Raw genomic sequence first — 16,908 nt, 5'->3', positions numbered from 1 at the left:
GCTGCCCTGTTTCACCTTTTGGAGAACGCCCCTGTGATATCGACCCTGCATGTAGCCCGTCTCAAGGCCTGGGGCGCCCATGGTTTTACCGCCACCGGCGTGGTGCTGGCCTTCCTGGCCACCCTGGCACTGCTCGACAACCAGCCCAAGGCTTGCCTGCTGTGGCTGGGCCTGGCCTTGATCGTCGATGGGGTCGACGGCTCTCTCGCGCGACGGGTGAATGTGCAAACAGTGCTGCCAAGCTTCGATGGCTCGGTATTGGACCTGGTGATTGATTACCTGACGTACGTGTTTATTCCGGCGCTGTTTATCTATCGCTATATCGCCCTGCCGGACTTCACCCCGTTGTTTACGGTGTCGGTGATTCTGGTGTCGTCGCTGTTCTGCTTCTGCAACGTCAACATGAAGAGCAAGGACAACTACTTCGTCGGCTTCCCCGCCGCATGGAACGTGGTGGCGCTGTGCGTCTATATCATCCAGCCGGAAGCCTGGGTCACCTTGCTCACCGTGATCGGTCTGGCGTTGCTGACCGTGACGCCGATGAAGTTCCTGCACCCGTTCCGGGTCAAGCGCTTCATGCCGATCAATATTGCCGTGACCACCATCTGGTTGCTGTGCAGCCTGCTGCTGGTGATCGACTTCCCGTACACCAATCGCCTGACCCTGGGCCTGTGGTTGCTGATGTCGGCGTACTTCCTGGGGATCTGCATCTGGCGGACCGCACTGGAGTGGGTCGAAACACATAAATAGCCAAGCGGGCACGGTTGAAATGTGGGAGCGGGCTTGCTCGCGAATGCGGTGGATCAGCCACTCTATCCGGTGACTGACACTGCGCATTCGCGAGCAAGCCCGCTCCCACATTTGGATCGCCTCGACCCAGGGTTATGGGTAAGATACCGGCCTTTCGCGCAGCCCTTGCTGCGCCCTGCCGATTAAGTCTTGCCCATGCCCTTCGAACTCAGCGTTGACCTCACCACCCTGGCGATCCTCGCCGTGGTTGCCTTTATCGCCGGTTTCATCGACGCCATCGCCGGCGGTGGCGGCCTGCTCACCACGCCCGCCCTGCTGACCGCCGGCATGCCGCCCCACCTGGTGCTGGGCACCAACAAGCTCAGTTCCACCTTCGGCTCGGCCACTGCCAGCTTTACCTTCTACCGGCGCAAGCTGTTTCATCCGCGCCAGTGGGTGCATGCCATCGTCGGCACCCTGGTCGGTGCACTCACCGGCGCGGTCGTGGCCCATTACCTGCCGGCAGAAACCCTGAACAAGATGCTCCCGGTGATTGTGTTCGGCTGCGGTTTGTATTTGCTGTTCGGCGGCACGCCCAAGGCGGCGCTGGACAACGACGCACCGATCAAGAAGAAATGGCAGTCCACCCAGGGCTTTGGCCTGGGTTTCTACGACGGCGTCGCCGGCCCGGGCACCGGGGCCTTCTGGACCGTGAGTACCATGCTGTTGCACCCCATCGACCTGGTAAAGGCCAGCGGCGTGGCGCGCAGCATGAACTTCGTCAGCAACGCGGCGGCGCTGACGGTGTTCATTTTCAATGGCTCGGTAGACTGGATTGTCGGCCTGTGCATGGGCGTGTCGGTGATGTGCGGCGCTTTTTTTGGCGCACGCAGCGCCATCAGCGGCGGCGCCAAGTTCATTCGCCCGGTGTTCATCACCGTGGTGCTCGGCCTGACGGTGCGCCTAGCCTGGCAGCACTGGTTCAGCGTGACCTAGGCGACGGGCCAGGTAGAGGTCGATCAGGTAGCGCGCAATCGAGCGCGACGCCGGCAACGGCGGCAGTTCATGGATGTTGAACCACTGCGCGTCTTCGATCTCGTCAGCCTGGGGCACAATATCGCCGCCAGCGTACTCGGCGTGAAAGCCCAGCATCATCGAGTGCGGGAACGGCCAGCACTGGCTGCCCATGTACTGGATGTTCTTGACCTCCACCTGCACTTCTTCACGCACCTCGCGAATCAGGCAGTCCTCGGCCGACTCGCCCGGCTCCGCAAACCCCGCCAGAGTGCTGTAGACACCCGTGACAAAGCGCGGCGAACGGGCCAGCAGGATCTCGTCGCCACGGGTCACCAGCACGATCATGCTCGGCGAGATACGCGGGTAGCTGCGCAGGTCACAGGCCTGGCAGAACATCGCGCGCTCCCGTGGCACCTGCACCATCGCCTGGCCGCAACTGCCGCAAAAACGATGCTCCCGGGCCCAGGTGCCGATTTGCGCGGCGTAGCCCAGGACTTTGTACAGCGTGTGATCGCCCTGCAGCATGAATGCCCGCAGGCCCTGCCAGCCGCAGCCCGGCACGTCGGCGGGGCTGTTGAGTTCCAGCAGGTACACCGGCTCGCCGTCCAGGTGACCGATGCCATGCTCGGCGAACACCGAGAGGTCCTGGCGCTTGAGCCACTCCCGGGGAAACAGCGGGCCGTTCTGGTCGTGTAAAAAGCCTTCACGGCTGCGGGCCACGGCCCAGCCGCCCGGGGCGTCGTTGTCCAGCAGCGTTGTGGTAATCCAGCCTGGGGTCATGTTCAGTCAATCCACGAAGTCGGGTTTCTGCTTGCTCATATGGGCCGCGATGGCCACGCGCAGGTCGTTGGATTGCAACATAGCTGAGTTCCAGGTGGCAACGTATTCCAAACCGTCATTGATCGTGTGGTCACGCATGTAGCTGATCATCGCTTTGGTGCCGGTGACCGCGATCGGTGATTTGGCGGCTATTTCCCGGGCGATTTCCAGCACGCCGGCCAGCAGGCTCTGGTGATCGCTGTACACCCGATTTACCAGGCCGATGCTGCGGGCCTCTTCGGCGCCGAACTGGCGGCCGGTGTAGGCCAGCTCACGGAGCATGCCGTCGCCGACGATGCGCGGCAGGCGTTGCAGGGTGCCGACGTCGGCGGCCATGCCGATGTCGATTTCCTTGATGGAGAATTGCGCATCTTCGGCGGCGTAGCGCATGTCACAGGCGCTGATCAGGTCGATGGCGCCGCCGATGCAGTAGCCATGGATCGCCGCGAGTACCGGCTTGCGGCAATTGTCGACGGCGTTGAAGGAAGCTTGCAGTTCGAGGATCTTGCGCCGCAGCAGACGCGCGTTGCGGCCCACGTCCTTGCCGAAGTCATTGGCCACCGAGGCCAGCATCATCAGGTCGATGCCGGAGGAGAAATGCTTGCCGGCGCCGCTGATGACTACGGCACGCACCGCGTCGGTGTCTTCGACCCATTGGAAGATGTCGATGATCTCGGTCCAGAACGCCGCGTTCATCGCGTTGATCTTTTCCGGGCGATTGAGCTGCACATGGGCGACGTTGCCGCTGAGTTCGACGACAAAGGCTTGGTATTCGGACATGGCAGTGATCCTTGACTGGCGGCTGGAATAGGGGCCGAACTATAACAAGGCACCGCGTGAGGTGGTAAGGCTGTGCAAACGCCAAATTCGGGACTGAAGAACAATGAAGATCAAATGTGGGAGCTGGCTTGCCTGCGATGGCGGTGTATCAGTTAGCAAAGATGCAAGCTGACCCACCGCCATCGCAGGCAAGCCAGCTCCCACAATGGTTTTGTGGTGTTCTTTAACTCGGCAGCCAGAGCCGGAAGCGTGCACCACCCAATGGCGAAGCCTGAGCCGTCAATGTTCCGCCCTGCGCCTCCAGCGCCCGCCGGCTGATGGCCAATCCCAGGCCAAAACCGCCAGTGGCTCGATCCCGGCTGCGATCCAGCCGGTAGAACGGCTCGAAAATCCGCTCTCGCTGGTCAACCGGAATGCCAATGCCGTCATCATCCACGCAAATCTCGCACCCCCTGGGACACACCTTCACCCCCACCTGAATTCGCCGCTCGCAATACCGCATGGCGTTGCGCAGCAGGTTTTGCAGGGCCCGGGCGGTCAGGCGCGGGTCCAGGGTGAAGCGTTCCACGGCGCAGTCCAGCACCACGTCCATCACGATATCCGGGTTTTCCAGTTCGTCGTCGACGCTGCCCAGGATGCTGTCGATGAACTCATCCAGCACCACTTCCACCCGCTCGGGTGTTTGCGCCGGGTTTTGCAAACGGCTGTAGGAGAGCAGCTCCAGCACCAGCTCATCCAGCTCGCGAATGTGCGCCACCAACCCTTGCAGCCGCTCACGGCTGGCCGCCGGGAGGTCGTCGGACAGCGCCAAGGCCAGGCCGAAGTCCAGGCGCGTCAGCGGCGTACGCAGTTCATGGGAGACGGCATTGAGCAAGTCGCGTTGCTGGTTGAGCAGCTGTTCGATGTCGTTGGCCATGGTGTCGAACACCGCCGCGAGGCTGCCGATGTTGGAGCTGGGCGGGATTTTTGTGCGGGCCGCAAGGTTGCCCTGGCCGAGTTGCGCGGCGGTGCTTTTCAGGCGTTCCAGGTCACGCCAGTGGGGCCGCAGCCAGAACAGCAGGCATGCCAGCAGCGCCGCGCCGATCAGCACGTTCATGCTCCAGTACAGCAGGTTCATGTCCAGCGGGTCCGGCGGTACCGAGACCTTGACCACCAACTGGTCGTCCAGGGCCGAGCTGACGTCGTCCGCCCAGCCCCACTCGCCCAGGCGAATCACCATCTGGTCTTTTTCCAGCAGGCGCTGTTCTTCAGGGGTGTAGCTGGCGTCCTGGATACGCAGCAGTTGCACCTTCAGCGGCGCGAAATCCGCCGACAGGCGCACGGTGACATTGGCCCACTGCTCCATCGGCACCCGTCGGTACTCCTTGACGATCAGGCTCTGCATGCCTCGGGACTGCTCGATGTTGTAGTTCATGTAACGGTGTTCAAACAGCTGGATCACCGCCCGGGGCACCAGGTAGATCGCGGCGGCGAAGGTGACGATGGTGATCAGGTACAGCCGAATCAGGACGCGAAACATGGCTCAGCATTCCCACTCGGAACGGCTGAACAGGTAGCCCTTGCCCCACACCGTCTTGATCTTGCGCGCCTCGCCCGCGTGGTCGTCGAACTTGCGCCGCAGCTTGGAAATCGCCACGTCCACCGAACGGTCGGTGCCGTTGAACTCGATGCCGCGCAGGCGTTGCAGGATCTGGTCGCGGCTGAGCACTTCGCCGGCGTGCCGGGCCAGCACCACCAGCAGGTTGTATTCACCGCTGGACAGCTCAACCGGCTGGCCGCGCCAGGTCACGGTGCGTTCCGACAGGTCGATGCACAGGTTGCCCATCAGGATCTGGTCGTTGGCCACCTGGGGTTCGGTGAGGCTGCTGCGGCGCAGCAAGGTTCGCACCCGCGCCAGCAATACCCGCGGCTCGCAGGGTTTGGTGACGTAGTCGTCGGCGCCCATTTCCAGGCCCAACACCTGGTCATGGCTGTCGTCGCGGGCGGTGAGCATCAGGATCGGCAGCGTGGCCGAGTCGGCCCGCAGCAACCGGCAGACCTGCAGGCCGTCGAGGCCCGGCAGCATCAGGTCGAGGATCACCAGGTCCGGCGGGTTGAGCCGCGCACGCTCACGCACGTGGTCGCCACGGCTGAGCACACTGACGTGATAGCCGTTGCGTTCCAGGTAACTGGCGATCAATTCGGAGAGCGCGGCGTCGTCTTCCACCAGAAGAATGTTGGGCATGGTATTTCCAAATAATACAATTTCTGAGTAGTACGCAAATCCAATGTGGGAGCGGGCTTGCTCGCGAAAGCGGTGTTTCAGTTAACGCACACGGCGACTGACACACCGCCTTCGCGAGCAAGCCCGCTCCCACATTTGATCTTCGGTATCAGGAAGATCGTGTAAGGTTCGGCGGTTATGAAGGATATACGCCCGCGTGCATCTGTGGGTCGCACCTTACATTTCTTCACACACCACCTACAGAGCTTCACAGCACTGTGGCGGGGGCGCCCGTAGGATGCGCCAGTCAATATTGGGATATGAGCATGTCGAAGAATCTGTTTGCGCCGTTTTGCCTGTTGGCCCTGACACTGGCGTTGAGCGCGTGTGGCAAGTCGGCGGACGACGCCGCCGAGGCGCCGCTGGCCAAGGTGCGGATCGAAACCCTGGAAGCCAAGCCCCTGTCCATCACCAGCGAGTTGAGCGGACGGATTGCCGCGCCACGCATCGCCGAAGTGCGCGCCCGGGTGGCCGGCGTGGTGTTGCAACGGGTGTTCAAGGAAGGCCATGACGTCAAACAGGGCGATGTGCTGTTCCGGATTGACCCGGCGCCGTTCAAGGCCGACCTCGACAGCGCCCAGGCCAGCCTGCGCAAGGCCGAGGCCAATGCATTCCAGGCGCGCTTGCAAGAGCAGCGCTACAGCCAACTGGTGGAAGGCAACGCCATCAGCGGCCAGGAATACGACAACGCCCGCGCCGCCGCCCGGCAAACCGCCGCCGATGTGGCCGCCAACCAGGCCGCCGTGCAGCGCGCCAAATTGAACCTGGGTTATGCCACCGTGACTGCGCCGATTTCCGGTCGGATTGGCCGTGCGCTGGTGACCGAAGGTGCGCTGGTGGGCCAGAACGAAGCCACACCGATGGCGCTGATCCAGCAACTGGACCCGATCCACGCCGACCTGACCCAATCCACCCGCGAGCTGAACGACCTGCGCCGGGCCTTTCGCGCCGGGCACTTGAAGCAAGTCGGCCAGGACCAGGCCAAGGCCACGCTGATCCAGGATGACGGCAGCCCGTACCCGCTGCCGGGCAAGTTGCTGTTCGCCGAGATCAGCGTCGACCCGGGCACCGGGCAGATCATCTTGCGCAGCGAGTTCCCCAACCCGGATCTCGACCTGCTGCCCGGCAGCTTTATCCGCGTGCGCCTGGAGCAAGCCGTCGACCAGCAAGGCATCAGCGTGCCGCAACGGGCGATCACCCGCGACAGCGCCGGGATCCCGATGGTGTTACTGCTGGACGCCGAGCAAACCGTGAGCCAGCAGCCGGTAGAACTGGGTTCGGTGGTCAATGACCGCTGGGTGGTGACCCGCGGCCTGAAGGCCGGTGACCGTATCGTCGTCGAAGGCCTGCAACACGCCCGCCCTGGCGAGAAAGTCCAGGTCGACGACAGCCCCGCGCCCATCGCCCAGGCATCCGGCCAATAAGGATCGTTAAACATGCCGCAGTTCTTTATTGACCGCCCGATCTTCGCCTGGGTGGTCGCCCTGTTTATCCTGCTGGCCGGCGCCCTCGCCATCCCGCAGTTGCCGGTGGCGCAGTACCCCAACGTCGCGCCGCCGAAAGTCGAGATCTATGCGGTGTACCCGGGTGCCTCCGCGCAAACCCTGGACGAAAGCGTGGTCAGCCTGATCGAGCAAGAGCTTAACGGCGCCGATCACCTGCTGTATTTCGAATCCCAGAGCAGCCTCGGTTCGGCCACCATCACCGCCACCTTTCAGCCGGGCACCGACCCGGAGATGGCCCAGGTTGACGTGCAAAACCGTCTCAAGGCGGTGGAGCCGCGCCTGCCCCAAGCCGTGACGCAGCAAGGCTTGCAGGTGGAGAAAGTCTCCGCCGGCTTCCTGCTGCTGGTGACCCTGACCTCCAGTGACGGCAAGCTCGATGACGTGGCGCTCAGCGATTACCTGGCGCGCAACGTGATGAACGAACTCAAGCGCCTGGACGGTGTGGGCAAGGCCCAGCTGTACGGCGCCGAACGCGCAATGCGCATCTGGATCGACCCGCAGAAGCTGATCGGCTTCAACCTGACCCCGGCCGACGTCAACGCGGCGATTGCGGCGCAGAACGCCCAGGTGTCGGCCGGCAGCATCGGCGATTTGCCAGGCACCAAGACCCAGGAGATCACCGCGTCGATCCTGGTGAAAGGCCAACTGTCGACCCCGGCCGAATTTGCCGACATCGTGCTCAAGGCCAACCCGGACGGTTCCACCGTGCGCGTCGGTGACGTGGCGCGGGTGGAAATCGGCAGCCAGGAATACCAGTTCTCCACCCGCCTGAACGGCAAGCCGTCCACCGCCGTCAGCGTGCAGCTGTCACCGGGCGCCAACGCCTTGAGCACCGCGACCCTGGTGCGGGCGAAGATGGACGAACTGGCGCGCTACTTCCCGGCCAACGTCGAATACAAAATTCCGTACGACACCTCGCCGTTCGTGAAGGTCTCGATCACCAAGGTGGTGTACACCCTGGGCGAAGCGATGTTGCTGGTGTTTGCGGTGATGTTCCTGTTCCTGCAAAACATCCGCTACACATTGATCCCGACGCTGGTAGTGCCCATCGCGCTGATGGGCACCTTTGCGACGATGCTGTTGCTGGGTTTCTCGATCAACGTGCTGACCATGTTCGGCATGGTGCTGGCCATCGGCATTTTGGTGGACGATGCGATTGTGGTGGTGGAGAACGTCGAGCGGATCATGGTTACCGAGGGCCTGTCGCCCAAGGAGGCCACGCGCAAGGCCATGGGCCAGATTACCGGGGCGATTGTCGGTATCACCCTGGTGCTGGTGGCGGTGTTCCTGCCGATGGCGTTCATGCCGGGTTCGGTGGGCGTGATCTATCAGCAATTCTCGTTGTCGATGGCCACCTCGATCCTGTTCTCGGCATTCCTCGCCCTGACCTTGACCCCAGCCCTGTGCGCGACCTTGCTCAAGCCGGTTGCCAAGGGCGAGCACCATGAGAAAGGCGGGTTCTTCGGCTGGTTCAACCGGCGCTTCGAGCAGTTCACCGACCGCTATGAAGGCTGGGTGGCCTACGCCCTCAAGCGCAGCGGGCGTTACCTGTTGATCTATCTGGTGCTGGTGGTGGGGCTTGGGGTGTTGTTCGCCCGCCTGCCCTCGTCCTTCCTGCCGGTGGAAGACCAGGGCTACACCATCACCGATATCCAGCTGCCGCCGGGTGCCAGCAAGAACCGCACGGTGCAGGTCGCCGAGCAGATCGAGGCACACAATGCCGGCGAGCCGGGCGTGGGCGATACCACGATGATCATGGGTTTCAGCTTCTCCGGTTCGGGGCAGAACGCCGCGCTGGCGTTTACCACGCTCAAGGACTGGTCGGAACGCAGCAGCAAGGATTCCGCCTCGGCCATTGCGGACCGTGCCAACGCGGCCTTTACCGAGCTGAAGGACGCGATTGCCTATGCAATCCTGCCGCCGCCGGTGGATGGCCTGGGCACCTCCAGTGGTTTCGAGTTCCGCCTGCAGGACCGTGGCGGCGTCGGCCATGCCGCGTTGATGGAGGCCCGTACCGAACTGCTGGCCGCCGCCGAGAAAAGCCCGATCCTGGCCAACGTGCGTGAAAGCGCCCTGGCCGAGGCACCTCAGGTACAGCTGGAAGTTGACCGCAAGCAAGCCAATGCCCTGGGCATTTCCTTTGCCGATATCGGCAATGTGCTGTCCTCGGCCATCGGTTCGGCCTATATCAACGACTTCCCCAACCAGGGCCGCATGCAGCGGGTGGTGGTGCAGGCCGAAGGTGATCAGCGCAGCCAGGTGGCCGACCTGATGAAGATCCATGTGCGCAACAATGCCGGGAAGATGGTGCCGCTGTCGGCCTTCGTCGAGGCGCGCTGGATTCAGGGCCCCGCCCAGTTGACCCGCTACAACGGCTACCCGGCCATCGCGATTTCCGGTGAATCGGCACCGGGCCACAGTACCGGCGAGGCGATGGAGGAAATCCAGCGCCTGGTCAGCCAACTGCCCGCCGGCCTGGGCCAGGAATGGACCGGCCTGTCGTTGCAGGAGCGCTTGTCCGGCTCCCAGGCCCCGCTGCTGCTCGGTTTGTCGCTGCTGATCGTGTTCCTGTGCCTGGCGGCGCTGTATGAGAGCTGGTCGATTCCGACCTCGGTGCTGCTGGTGGTGCCCCTCGGCGTGCTCGGCGCGGTATTGGCCGTAAGCTTGCGCGGGATGCCCAACGATGTGTTCTTCAAGGTCGGCCTGATTACTATCATTGGGCTGTCGGCGAAGAACGCGATCCTGATCATCGAGTTTGCCAAGGACCTGTATGACCAGGGTGAAGACCTGATCGACGCCACGTTGAAAGCCGCACGCCTGCGCCTGCGGCCGATCATCATGACGTCCCTGGCGTTCATCCTCGGCGTGGTGCCGTTGGCGATTGCCACGGGCGCCAGCTCGGCCAGCCAGCAGGCCATCGGTACCGGGGTGATCGGCGGCATGATTACCGCGACGCTGGCGGTGGTGTTTGTGCCGGTGTTCTTCGTCGTGGTCATGAAGCTGGTGCGCAAGCGCCACACGTAATAAATGCGCTATGGTGCTTACTCATCCCTGATTTGTGAGCGCCATGCCCTTCCTCGCACGCACCCACCCTCGCCTGTCCTCCGCCGCCGTCCTGGGCCTGGCGGTGGGGCTCCTGGCTCCCGCCGACACGATCATCAGCAAAATCCTCATCGGCTGGAACGCCGGGGTCTGGACCTACCTGGTGCTGATGCTGTGGCTCACCAGCCATTCCCGGGCCGACGACGTGAAACGCATCGCCGAGATCGAGGACGAGAACGCCGGCCTGGTGTTGTTCATGGTGTGCATCGCGGCGATTGCCAGCCTGGCGACCATCACCCTGAACCTGGTGGGCACCAAGGACCTGAGCGATAGCCAGCGCCTGTTGCACTACGGTTTTACCGGCCTGACGGTGGTTGGCTCATGGCTGCTGATCGGGGTGATTTTCAGCGTGCACTATGCGCGCCTGTATTACACCTGGGACGGACCCGAGCCGGCACTGCGCTTTGCCGAGGATTTACGCACGCCCAATTACTGGGACTTCCTGTACTTCTCGTTCACCATCGGCGTGGCGGTGCAAACGGCGGATGTCGGGGTTGCCACGCGTACCATGCGCAAGGTGGTGCTGGGGCAATCGTTGATCGGGTTTCTGTTCAACACGGCGATCCTGGGGTTCTCGATCAACATCGCCGCCGGATTGTTTGGATGAAGCTGCACAAACCTTCTAGACGCTAAGCCCCTGCAGGAGCGAGCTTGTTCGCTCTTGCAGTGTTCCACCCCATAGGTATTTTATGGCCGCCCACAACTGGATCGACCTGGCTCAGGACGCCGACACCGGCATCGAGACCCTGCGCGCGCATTTCGAGGGCCACGCCTACGACCCGCACTGGCACGACAGCTACCTGGTGGGCGTCACGGAGCAAGGTGTGCAGCAGTTCAACTGCCGGCGCACCCGCCATAACAGCGTGCCCGGCCAGGTGTTCCTGGTGGAGCCCGGCGAGCTGCACGACGGCGACGCGCCCACGGCGGACGGTTTTACCTACCACATGCTTTACCTCGACCCGCAGTGGTTGGCGCGGGAAGTCAGCGCAGTGTTCGAAGAAGCGCCGCTCGACAGCCAGCTGGGGTTTGCCAGTACCCTGGCCAGCGACCCGCGCCTGGCCCTGGCCACCAGCCGGGCCTTCCAGACCTTGCACGGAGGTGAACTGCGCATCGTGCGGCAACAGGCGATGGACCAACTGCTCGAACGCCTCACTGCGCAACTGCACTGGCGCACCCGCTACCATGAAGACCCTCGCCTGCCACGGGTGGCGCACAAGGCCCGGGAATACCTGCATGCGCACCTGCAGCAAGATGTGGGCATGGATGAACTGGCGCGGGCCTGCGGCGTCGATCGCTTTCGCCTTACCCGCGCCTTCAAGAGCGCCTTCGGCCTGCCGCCCCATGCCTACCTGGTGCAACTGCGCCTGGCCCGCGCCCGGCATTGGCTGGCCAACGGCAAGCAACCCGCCGACGTAGCGATTGCCCTGGGCTTTGCCGACCAGAGTCACCTGGGGCGCTGGTTCGTGAGGGCGTATGGCCTGACGCCGGCGGCGTATCGCAAGCGGTGTTCAAGCGTTTTGCAGCGCTAGCTGCGCCACTACCACTCGTCGGCACTGTCAATTCTCACAGGTTCGCCACGCCCCCCGATAGGTGTTTGATCTCCTTGTCAGCAGTCGGCCACTCAGGGCCGCGCCTCATTCAAGGAAGCCTGTCCATGCCCAATTTTCCCATATTCCCGGATAATGCGCCGCTGGGCGACAACAACCCGCCCGGCAACGCCCTCGTGCTGCATAACCCATCGTCAGGCCTGGCGTCGCGCCGCGTCGAAGACCTCGCCCCACCCAAGTCGGCCTATCCGTCGGTCCCGCTGGATGCCACGCTGTATCCTGAAAGAGGGGTCTACGGCCTGGGAATCCGCCACGTGCGCCCCTTTGCCCAGTGGACCTTCGAACGCTGGTTCAACTTCAATTACGACTTCTACGCCCTCTACCTCAACGACCTGGTCAATGCAGTCGCCGCCGATATTGCGCTTGAAGACCGGGACCGTTACGACTTGTTCGTCCCCGAAGAATTCATCCCCGAAGGCGACGTCCAGATATACGGCCGCGTAGTGCGGGCCGGCAGCGGCCAGGAGAGTACGTCGCCGCTGCAAACCATCCTGATCAAGACCACCCGCCCCGGTGGCCGCGATAACGACCCCGGCAGCAAATGGCACCCGGGCCTGGTGATGACGGTGGAAGGCCTGCCTGAGGGCTCCACCGTTAATATAGATAATGCCAACAGCGGGGTCTGGTGCCTGATCCAGCGCTATGAAAACCTGCGCCAGAATGACCAGATCGAGCTGTCGTGGGATGGGGTTTTAGTCACGCATATCGTCAGCCCGGCCGAAGTCGCGGGTTCAGGGCCGATTCGCGTCTTTGTCTCCAGGGACATCATTTTGCAGGGGGGGCATTTCGGCAAGCTGACCCTGCGGTTCCGGGTCTCGGACGTGGTGCAAAACTTCTCCGGGGATAAATACCAGTACTCCAAACCCTACTTCCTGGACAGCGAGCTGGATCCGAACCTGCTTTTTGCACCGATCTTCCTGGTGGATTACGAAGAGGCGACCCAGATCGACTTCGATACCCAGAGCGAGGCAACCTTCGAAGTGCTGGTGACGGTGCCTCGGCAAACCCCGGCGCCCCTGCCGCGGCACCAATTGGCGGTGACCTTGTTCGGTACCCTGGCCGACGGTTCGACCCAGGTGTTCCCCTTGGCCCCGGTGGTGGACAAAAACCTCGGCGTTGAATTTGTCACCGTCGACCGCGAGATTATCGAACAACTGGTGGGCGGGTCCTTCCGGGTCTCGTTCCAGTGGCTGAAAAACGACGGCCGCGTGGAGCAATCCGGCAGTACCTCCGTCAGCGTGGTGGGCACGCCGGTGGCGATGCCGGCAGTGACGGTCGCACCGATCGAGGTGGGGCTGATCGAGCCCGATCAGGACATCACCGTGCAGATCCCCTTCTACGAACCCCACGACCCGGACTGGCTGGAAACCCTGGTGATTGAGCATATCCGCCCGGGCGGCGGTGGCGAAATCTACAAGGAAGAACAACTGGCGGGCGCCCAGGGCGGCACGCGCTACGTCAGCAAAGAGAACCTGAAACAGTTTGAAGGCGTGGGCGACATCGCGTTTTATTACCTGGTCAACGATGGCGCCGGCCACGTCCTGGACGGCAACGCATTGACCACTCGCAAGTCCCGCGAGCTGTTCGCCCACGTGGGTGAGCGCATCGGCAACATGCCGACTGCACACCTGGAAGGTGCCCTGGGCAACAACATCGACCCCAGCCATGTGACCACGCCCACCTTGCTGCTGACCCTGCCCCTGACCTTGCCCGCCCCGCACGGGCAGACCGAAGAAGGTGACCTGATCCACTGGAACGCCATCGGCTCCGGCCTTGACGGCTCGGCCAGCGGCGTTGTGCGCATCAACGGCGGCACGGCAGGCAAGCCCCTGGTTTTCCCGGTGAGCCGGGCGATCCTCGACAACAACAATAATGGCAGCCTGCGCATTACCTATAGCCTCGAACGCAGCGGCCCGCCACGCCTGGTATTGCGCTCCGAGGTGCTCAACCTGACCGTGGGCCGCGGCGTGCAACTGGAGCGTCCGGTTATCGACGGCGCCACCCTGTTCCCCGACGCACTCAACCCCCTGGCCGCATTGACCGGCGCCAAGGTCATCGTGAGATACCGGCCGATGCAGGCCACCGACCAGATCAAGGTCGACTGGTTGAGCCGCGACGGGCTGGGCAGTGCCACCGAGTACACCTTGGGCAACCCGTCCACCAACGAAGTATTCGTGACCATCCCGGCGCGCACCATCGCCAGGGGTATTCGCCCCGGTGGCAACCAGATCAGCGTGCAATACCACTTCAACCGTGGCGCCTTTCCGTACCCCTCGGACACTGTCGACCTGCACCTGCTTCCCCTCACCGGGCTGCCCACACCGACGATCGACGGCATTGGCGACAGCACCCTGCTCGACCTGTCGAAACTCAATGACCAGGCCCGCGCCCGTGTATCCGTCTGGCCGTTTATCGATGCCGGGCAGTTTATGTGGATGAGTTGGGAGGGCACGTTTGCCGACGGCAGCCCGTACCGCGAGGACACCTACACCGCCAACCTGGTCACCGAAAACGGTGCCGCCAACGGTATCTCGCCACCCGCGCCAGTGGACAAACTGCAGCGCTTGATGGATGGCTCGCACCTGACCATCCGCTTCTGGGTCAGCCTGGCAGAAAGCCCCGACAAGAACACCGCCGTGCTGTTTGGCGTGCGTGAACACCGTGTGCAAACCCTGCCCGCCGTGCTGCCGCACCCACGGTTCAACGACCAGCCCGGGGCAACGCTGACCATTCAGCCGCTGGACCACGTAGACAACGCCAGTGTCACGGTGGCGTATGGCGGCATGAATCCAAGCCATTCCATCCAGTTGCAATGGATTTTCCCGGATGGCGGTGTTGCGGATATTGGCGCCAAGGACGGCCTGGACGGCGGTCGTGTGGATTTCGTCATTACCAATGAAGTGCTGGCAGACAGCGTCGGCAAAACCATTGAGTTGCGCTATGTCGCCACCATCAATGGCAGCCCGGTGCCTTCAGAAACGCAGGTATTGACAGTGGCCAGGATCCCGGCGGGAAGACCGCCACAACCGCGAATCAATAACATGAACAGCGGCACAACCCTGGACCTCCAGGCGTTCACCGGGGATGCACACGCCTCAGTAGCCAAATGGGAATTGAGCAAGCAAGGTCAACGTGTATGGATCACGCTGGAGGCGGCAGGTGTAGAACCTTTGTCGGTGCTGAGGGCACACGCCATTACTGCTGCTCAAGCGGCCAACGGCATCACCAACCAAGCTGTCTCCCGCAGCTGGCTGGCAAGCCTGGGGAAAAACACTACGTTCACGGTGACCTGCAAAGTGACGTATGACGGCAGTGACGATGAGTCAAAAGCCATCCCGCTCCTGCAAAGTACCTATACCGTGACATGGCTAGCGGAGGTCAAATTTATTCCTACCCTCCTTCACTCATCAAGGGGGGTCGTCGTCAGCCCTGACGGGCGCCGCGTTTATGTCGCTGTTGGCGGGGGTGGTAGAACTGCGATTTACGTTATCGACACAGCAACAGACGCCATTATTCACTCGGCTTCGTATGACATTCAGTCCAGTGGGCACCTTGCAATTCACCCGGACGGATCAAGACTCTACCTGGACCTGGTCCGCACCAGCATAGCGGTAATCAGTACAACCTCCTTCGCCAGAGTTGCGACCTATGCCACCGTAAATGAAATTATAGTGGACTTGGCGATCAATACTGCAGGCACTCGGCTATATGTTACTGCGAGGAGCGGTGCTTATACTTACGACGCCGCCACCGGCAATCGGATAGCTCAAATAGCGGGTCAGTCTTACTTCATCGCCCGCTCACCTAATAACACGCGTGCCTATCTTACGACCTATGGCGGCGGTTTCAACGCGGTTGATACGACTGTTATCAATACTGCAAACAATAGTGTTGTAACTGTCATTCAGGGAGTGACTGGGCCCATGGCTTTAAGTACCAACACCCCTCGCCTCTATTTGGCGAGAGGTGATGGCTTGGGGATAATAAACACCAACACCAACAGTTTGGTGACCGTGATTGGGGCGGGATGGGGAAGGTCGGTTGCAGTCAACCCGGTACTTCCTCATGCCTATACGGCAGGGTACAGGGTCTTCAACATATTTGACACAAATACGGACAGGCTTATAGCGACTGTACCCGTGGACATTGAGTTTGGATCTGGCAATATTGCAGTACTACCAAACGGTTCAAAAGCTTATTTCACCGACAGTGACTCGCAAGGACTCTACGTCATGCGTTATTGATTAACTAACCGAGGTATAACCGGGACAGGTCCATCTAAACCATGGACTTGTCCCTTTTTTTGTCCCCTATAGCTCTCCCGCCACTATCCCCTCCCCGTGTCCGCCCGCCCCTGCTCAAACCTTCCAGACACGCCACCACGCACCTGCAACCATCGACTCCATCGCCCCACTTACGGAGTCGCCCCACCATGTTCCCTACCCTGTTGCCCTTCCTGTTATTCGCTTTTGTAGCCTCCATCACCCCTGGCCCCACCAATATCCTGGTGCTGAGTAACAGCGCACGGTATGGCTTCAAAGCCGCACTGCCTATCGTGCTGGGCGCATGCGCGGGGGCGGCGGGGATTGTGCTGCTGGTAGGCTCCGGCGTTGGCCAGTCGCTGGCGCACTGGCCCCGGGTGCAGGCAGCGATGCAATGGCTGGGGGTCGCCTGGCTCAGCTACCTTTCCTGGCAGATTTTCAGCGCCCCCGCCGAGTCAATCGACCCGGCTGCCGTGCAAAAACCCCTGGGCCTGGCCGGCGCCGCCAGCCTGCAACTGGTCAACCCCAAGACCTGGATGATGGCCCTGGCGGTGGTGAGCGTGTTTGCCGGCAATGGCGATGAACGCCAGAGCCATGTGCTGTACCTGTCGCTGGCGTTCTTTGTGATCGCCTTGCCGTGCCTCGGCGCGTGGGCATTGCTGGGGGTTGGAAGCAGCCGGGTGTTTCGTTCGCCCAAGGCCATGCAAAGGTTCAACCGCTGCATGGCGGTGATGTTGCTGGTCTCAAGCTGGCTGAGCGTCTGGGTGTAGACACAACCATTCGTCGGCACTGTCAGTTTTCACAGCTATCCGCTATCGGGGCTG

At 62.2% G+C, this 16,908-nt stretch carries 12 protein-coding genes; 8 read left to right on the top strand and 4 right to left on the bottom strand.

The genetic code is table 11. The features are described 5' to 3' along the window. The first annotated feature begins 33 nt into the window (after window positions 1–33). Both pcsA and HX815_RS26120 read left to right on the top strand, forming a co-directional pair. Window positions 34–750 carry a phosphatidylcholine synthase gene (gene pcsA / locus HX815_RS26125; RefSeq protein ID WP_003208507.1) on the top strand — a complete coding sequence of 239 codons (717 nt, stop codon included), beginning with the start codon at window positions 34–36 and terminating at the stop codon, window positions 748–750. A gap of 195 nt (window positions 751–945) precedes the next feature. Beyond that, window positions 946–1,725 carry a TSUP family transporter gene (locus HX815_RS26120; RefSeq protein ID WP_003208505.1) on the top strand — a complete coding sequence of 260 codons (780 nt, stop codon included), beginning with the start codon at window positions 946–948 and terminating at the stop codon, window positions 1,723–1,725. On the opposite strand, the gene nudC is transcribed toward HX815_RS26120, so the two are convergent. From nudC to HX815_RS26100, 4 genes are all read right to left on the bottom strand, one after another. Next, window positions 1,693–2,526 carry an NAD(+) diphosphatase gene (nudC, locus tag HX815_RS26115; RefSeq protein ID WP_008430294.1) on the bottom strand — a complete coding sequence of 278 codons (834 nt, stop codon included), beginning with the start codon at window positions 2,524–2,526 and terminating at the stop codon, window positions 1,693–1,695. The genes HX815_RS26120 and nudC overlap by 33 nt on opposite strands. 6 nt (window positions 2,527–2,532) lie before the next feature. Further along, window positions 2,533–3,345, bottom strand: a complete 813-nt coding sequence (locus tag HX815_RS26110; RefSeq protein WP_003208502.1) for a crotonase/enoyl-CoA hydratase family protein — start codon at window positions 3,343–3,345, stop codon at window positions 2,533–2,535. A gap of 223 nt (window positions 3,346–3,568) precedes the next feature. Then, window positions 3,569–4,864, bottom strand: coding sequence for an ATP-binding protein (locus HX815_RS26105; RefSeq protein ID WP_003214046.1), 1,296 nt, complete (start codon window positions 4,862–4,864; stop codon window positions 3,569–3,571). A gap of 3 nt (window positions 4,865–4,867) precedes the next feature. Continuing rightward, the gene (locus tag HX815_RS26100) at window positions 4,868–5,569 is read right to left on the bottom strand and encodes a response regulator transcription factor (RefSeq protein WP_008430287.1); all 702 of its coding nucleotides are present in this window, start codon (window positions 5,567–5,569) and stop codon (window positions 4,868–4,870) included. A 305-nt stretch (window positions 5,570–5,874) separates the two neighbouring features. Here HX815_RS26100 and HX815_RS26095 point away from each other — a divergent pair, with 305 nt between their 5' ends. The 6 genes from HX815_RS26095 (at window position 5,875) to HX815_RS26070 (ending at window position 16,854) form a co-directional block, all read left to right on the top strand. Continuing rightward, window positions 5,875–7,032 carry an efflux RND transporter periplasmic adaptor subunit gene (locus HX815_RS26095; protein ID WP_177023326.1) on the top strand — a complete coding sequence of 386 codons (1,158 nt, stop codon included), beginning with the start codon at window positions 5,875–5,877 and terminating at the stop codon, window positions 7,030–7,032. Window positions 7,033–7,044: 12 nt separating this feature from the next. Then, window positions 7,045–10,137, top strand: a complete 3,093-nt coding sequence (locus HX815_RS26090; protein WP_177029115.1) for an efflux RND transporter permease subunit — start codon at window positions 7,045–7,047, stop codon at window positions 10,135–10,137. 43 nt (window positions 10,138–10,180) lie between these two features. Beyond that, window positions 10,181–10,822 carry a DUF1345 domain-containing protein gene (locus HX815_RS26085; RefSeq protein WP_003214055.1) on the top strand — a complete coding sequence of 214 codons (642 nt, stop codon included), beginning with the start codon at window positions 10,181–10,183 and terminating at the stop codon, window positions 10,820–10,822. Window positions 10,823–10,904: 82 nt separating this feature from the next. Continuing rightward, complete coding sequence (locus tag HX815_RS26080; RefSeq protein ID WP_102369235.1) at window positions 10,905–11,744, top strand: AraC family transcriptional regulator; 840 nt, start codon at window positions 10,905–10,907, stop codon at window positions 11,742–11,744. A gap of 125 nt (window positions 11,745–11,869) precedes the next feature. Then, a complete protein-coding gene (locus tag HX815_RS26075; RefSeq protein ID WP_177029114.1) occupies window positions 11,870–16,066 on the top strand; it encodes a YncE family protein in 4,197 nt (1,398 codons plus the stop codon). Between the two features lie 188 nt (window positions 16,067–16,254). Next, window positions 16,255–16,854 (top strand): LysE family translocator, encoded by a 600-nt coding sequence (locus tag HX815_RS26070; protein ID WP_177029113.1) that lies wholly within the window; start codon window positions 16,255–16,257, stop codon window positions 16,852–16,854. Window positions 16,855–16,908 lie beyond the last annotated feature (54 nt).

It is taken from the genome of Pseudomonas sp. E6002 (genome assembly GCF_013385565.1).
Lineage (GTDB): Bacteria > Pseudomonadota > Gammaproteobacteria > Pseudomonadales > Pseudomonadaceae > Aquipseudomonas.
Note: the sequence above shows the minus strand (reverse complement) of the source record. Positions and strands in the feature narration are given on the sequence as shown.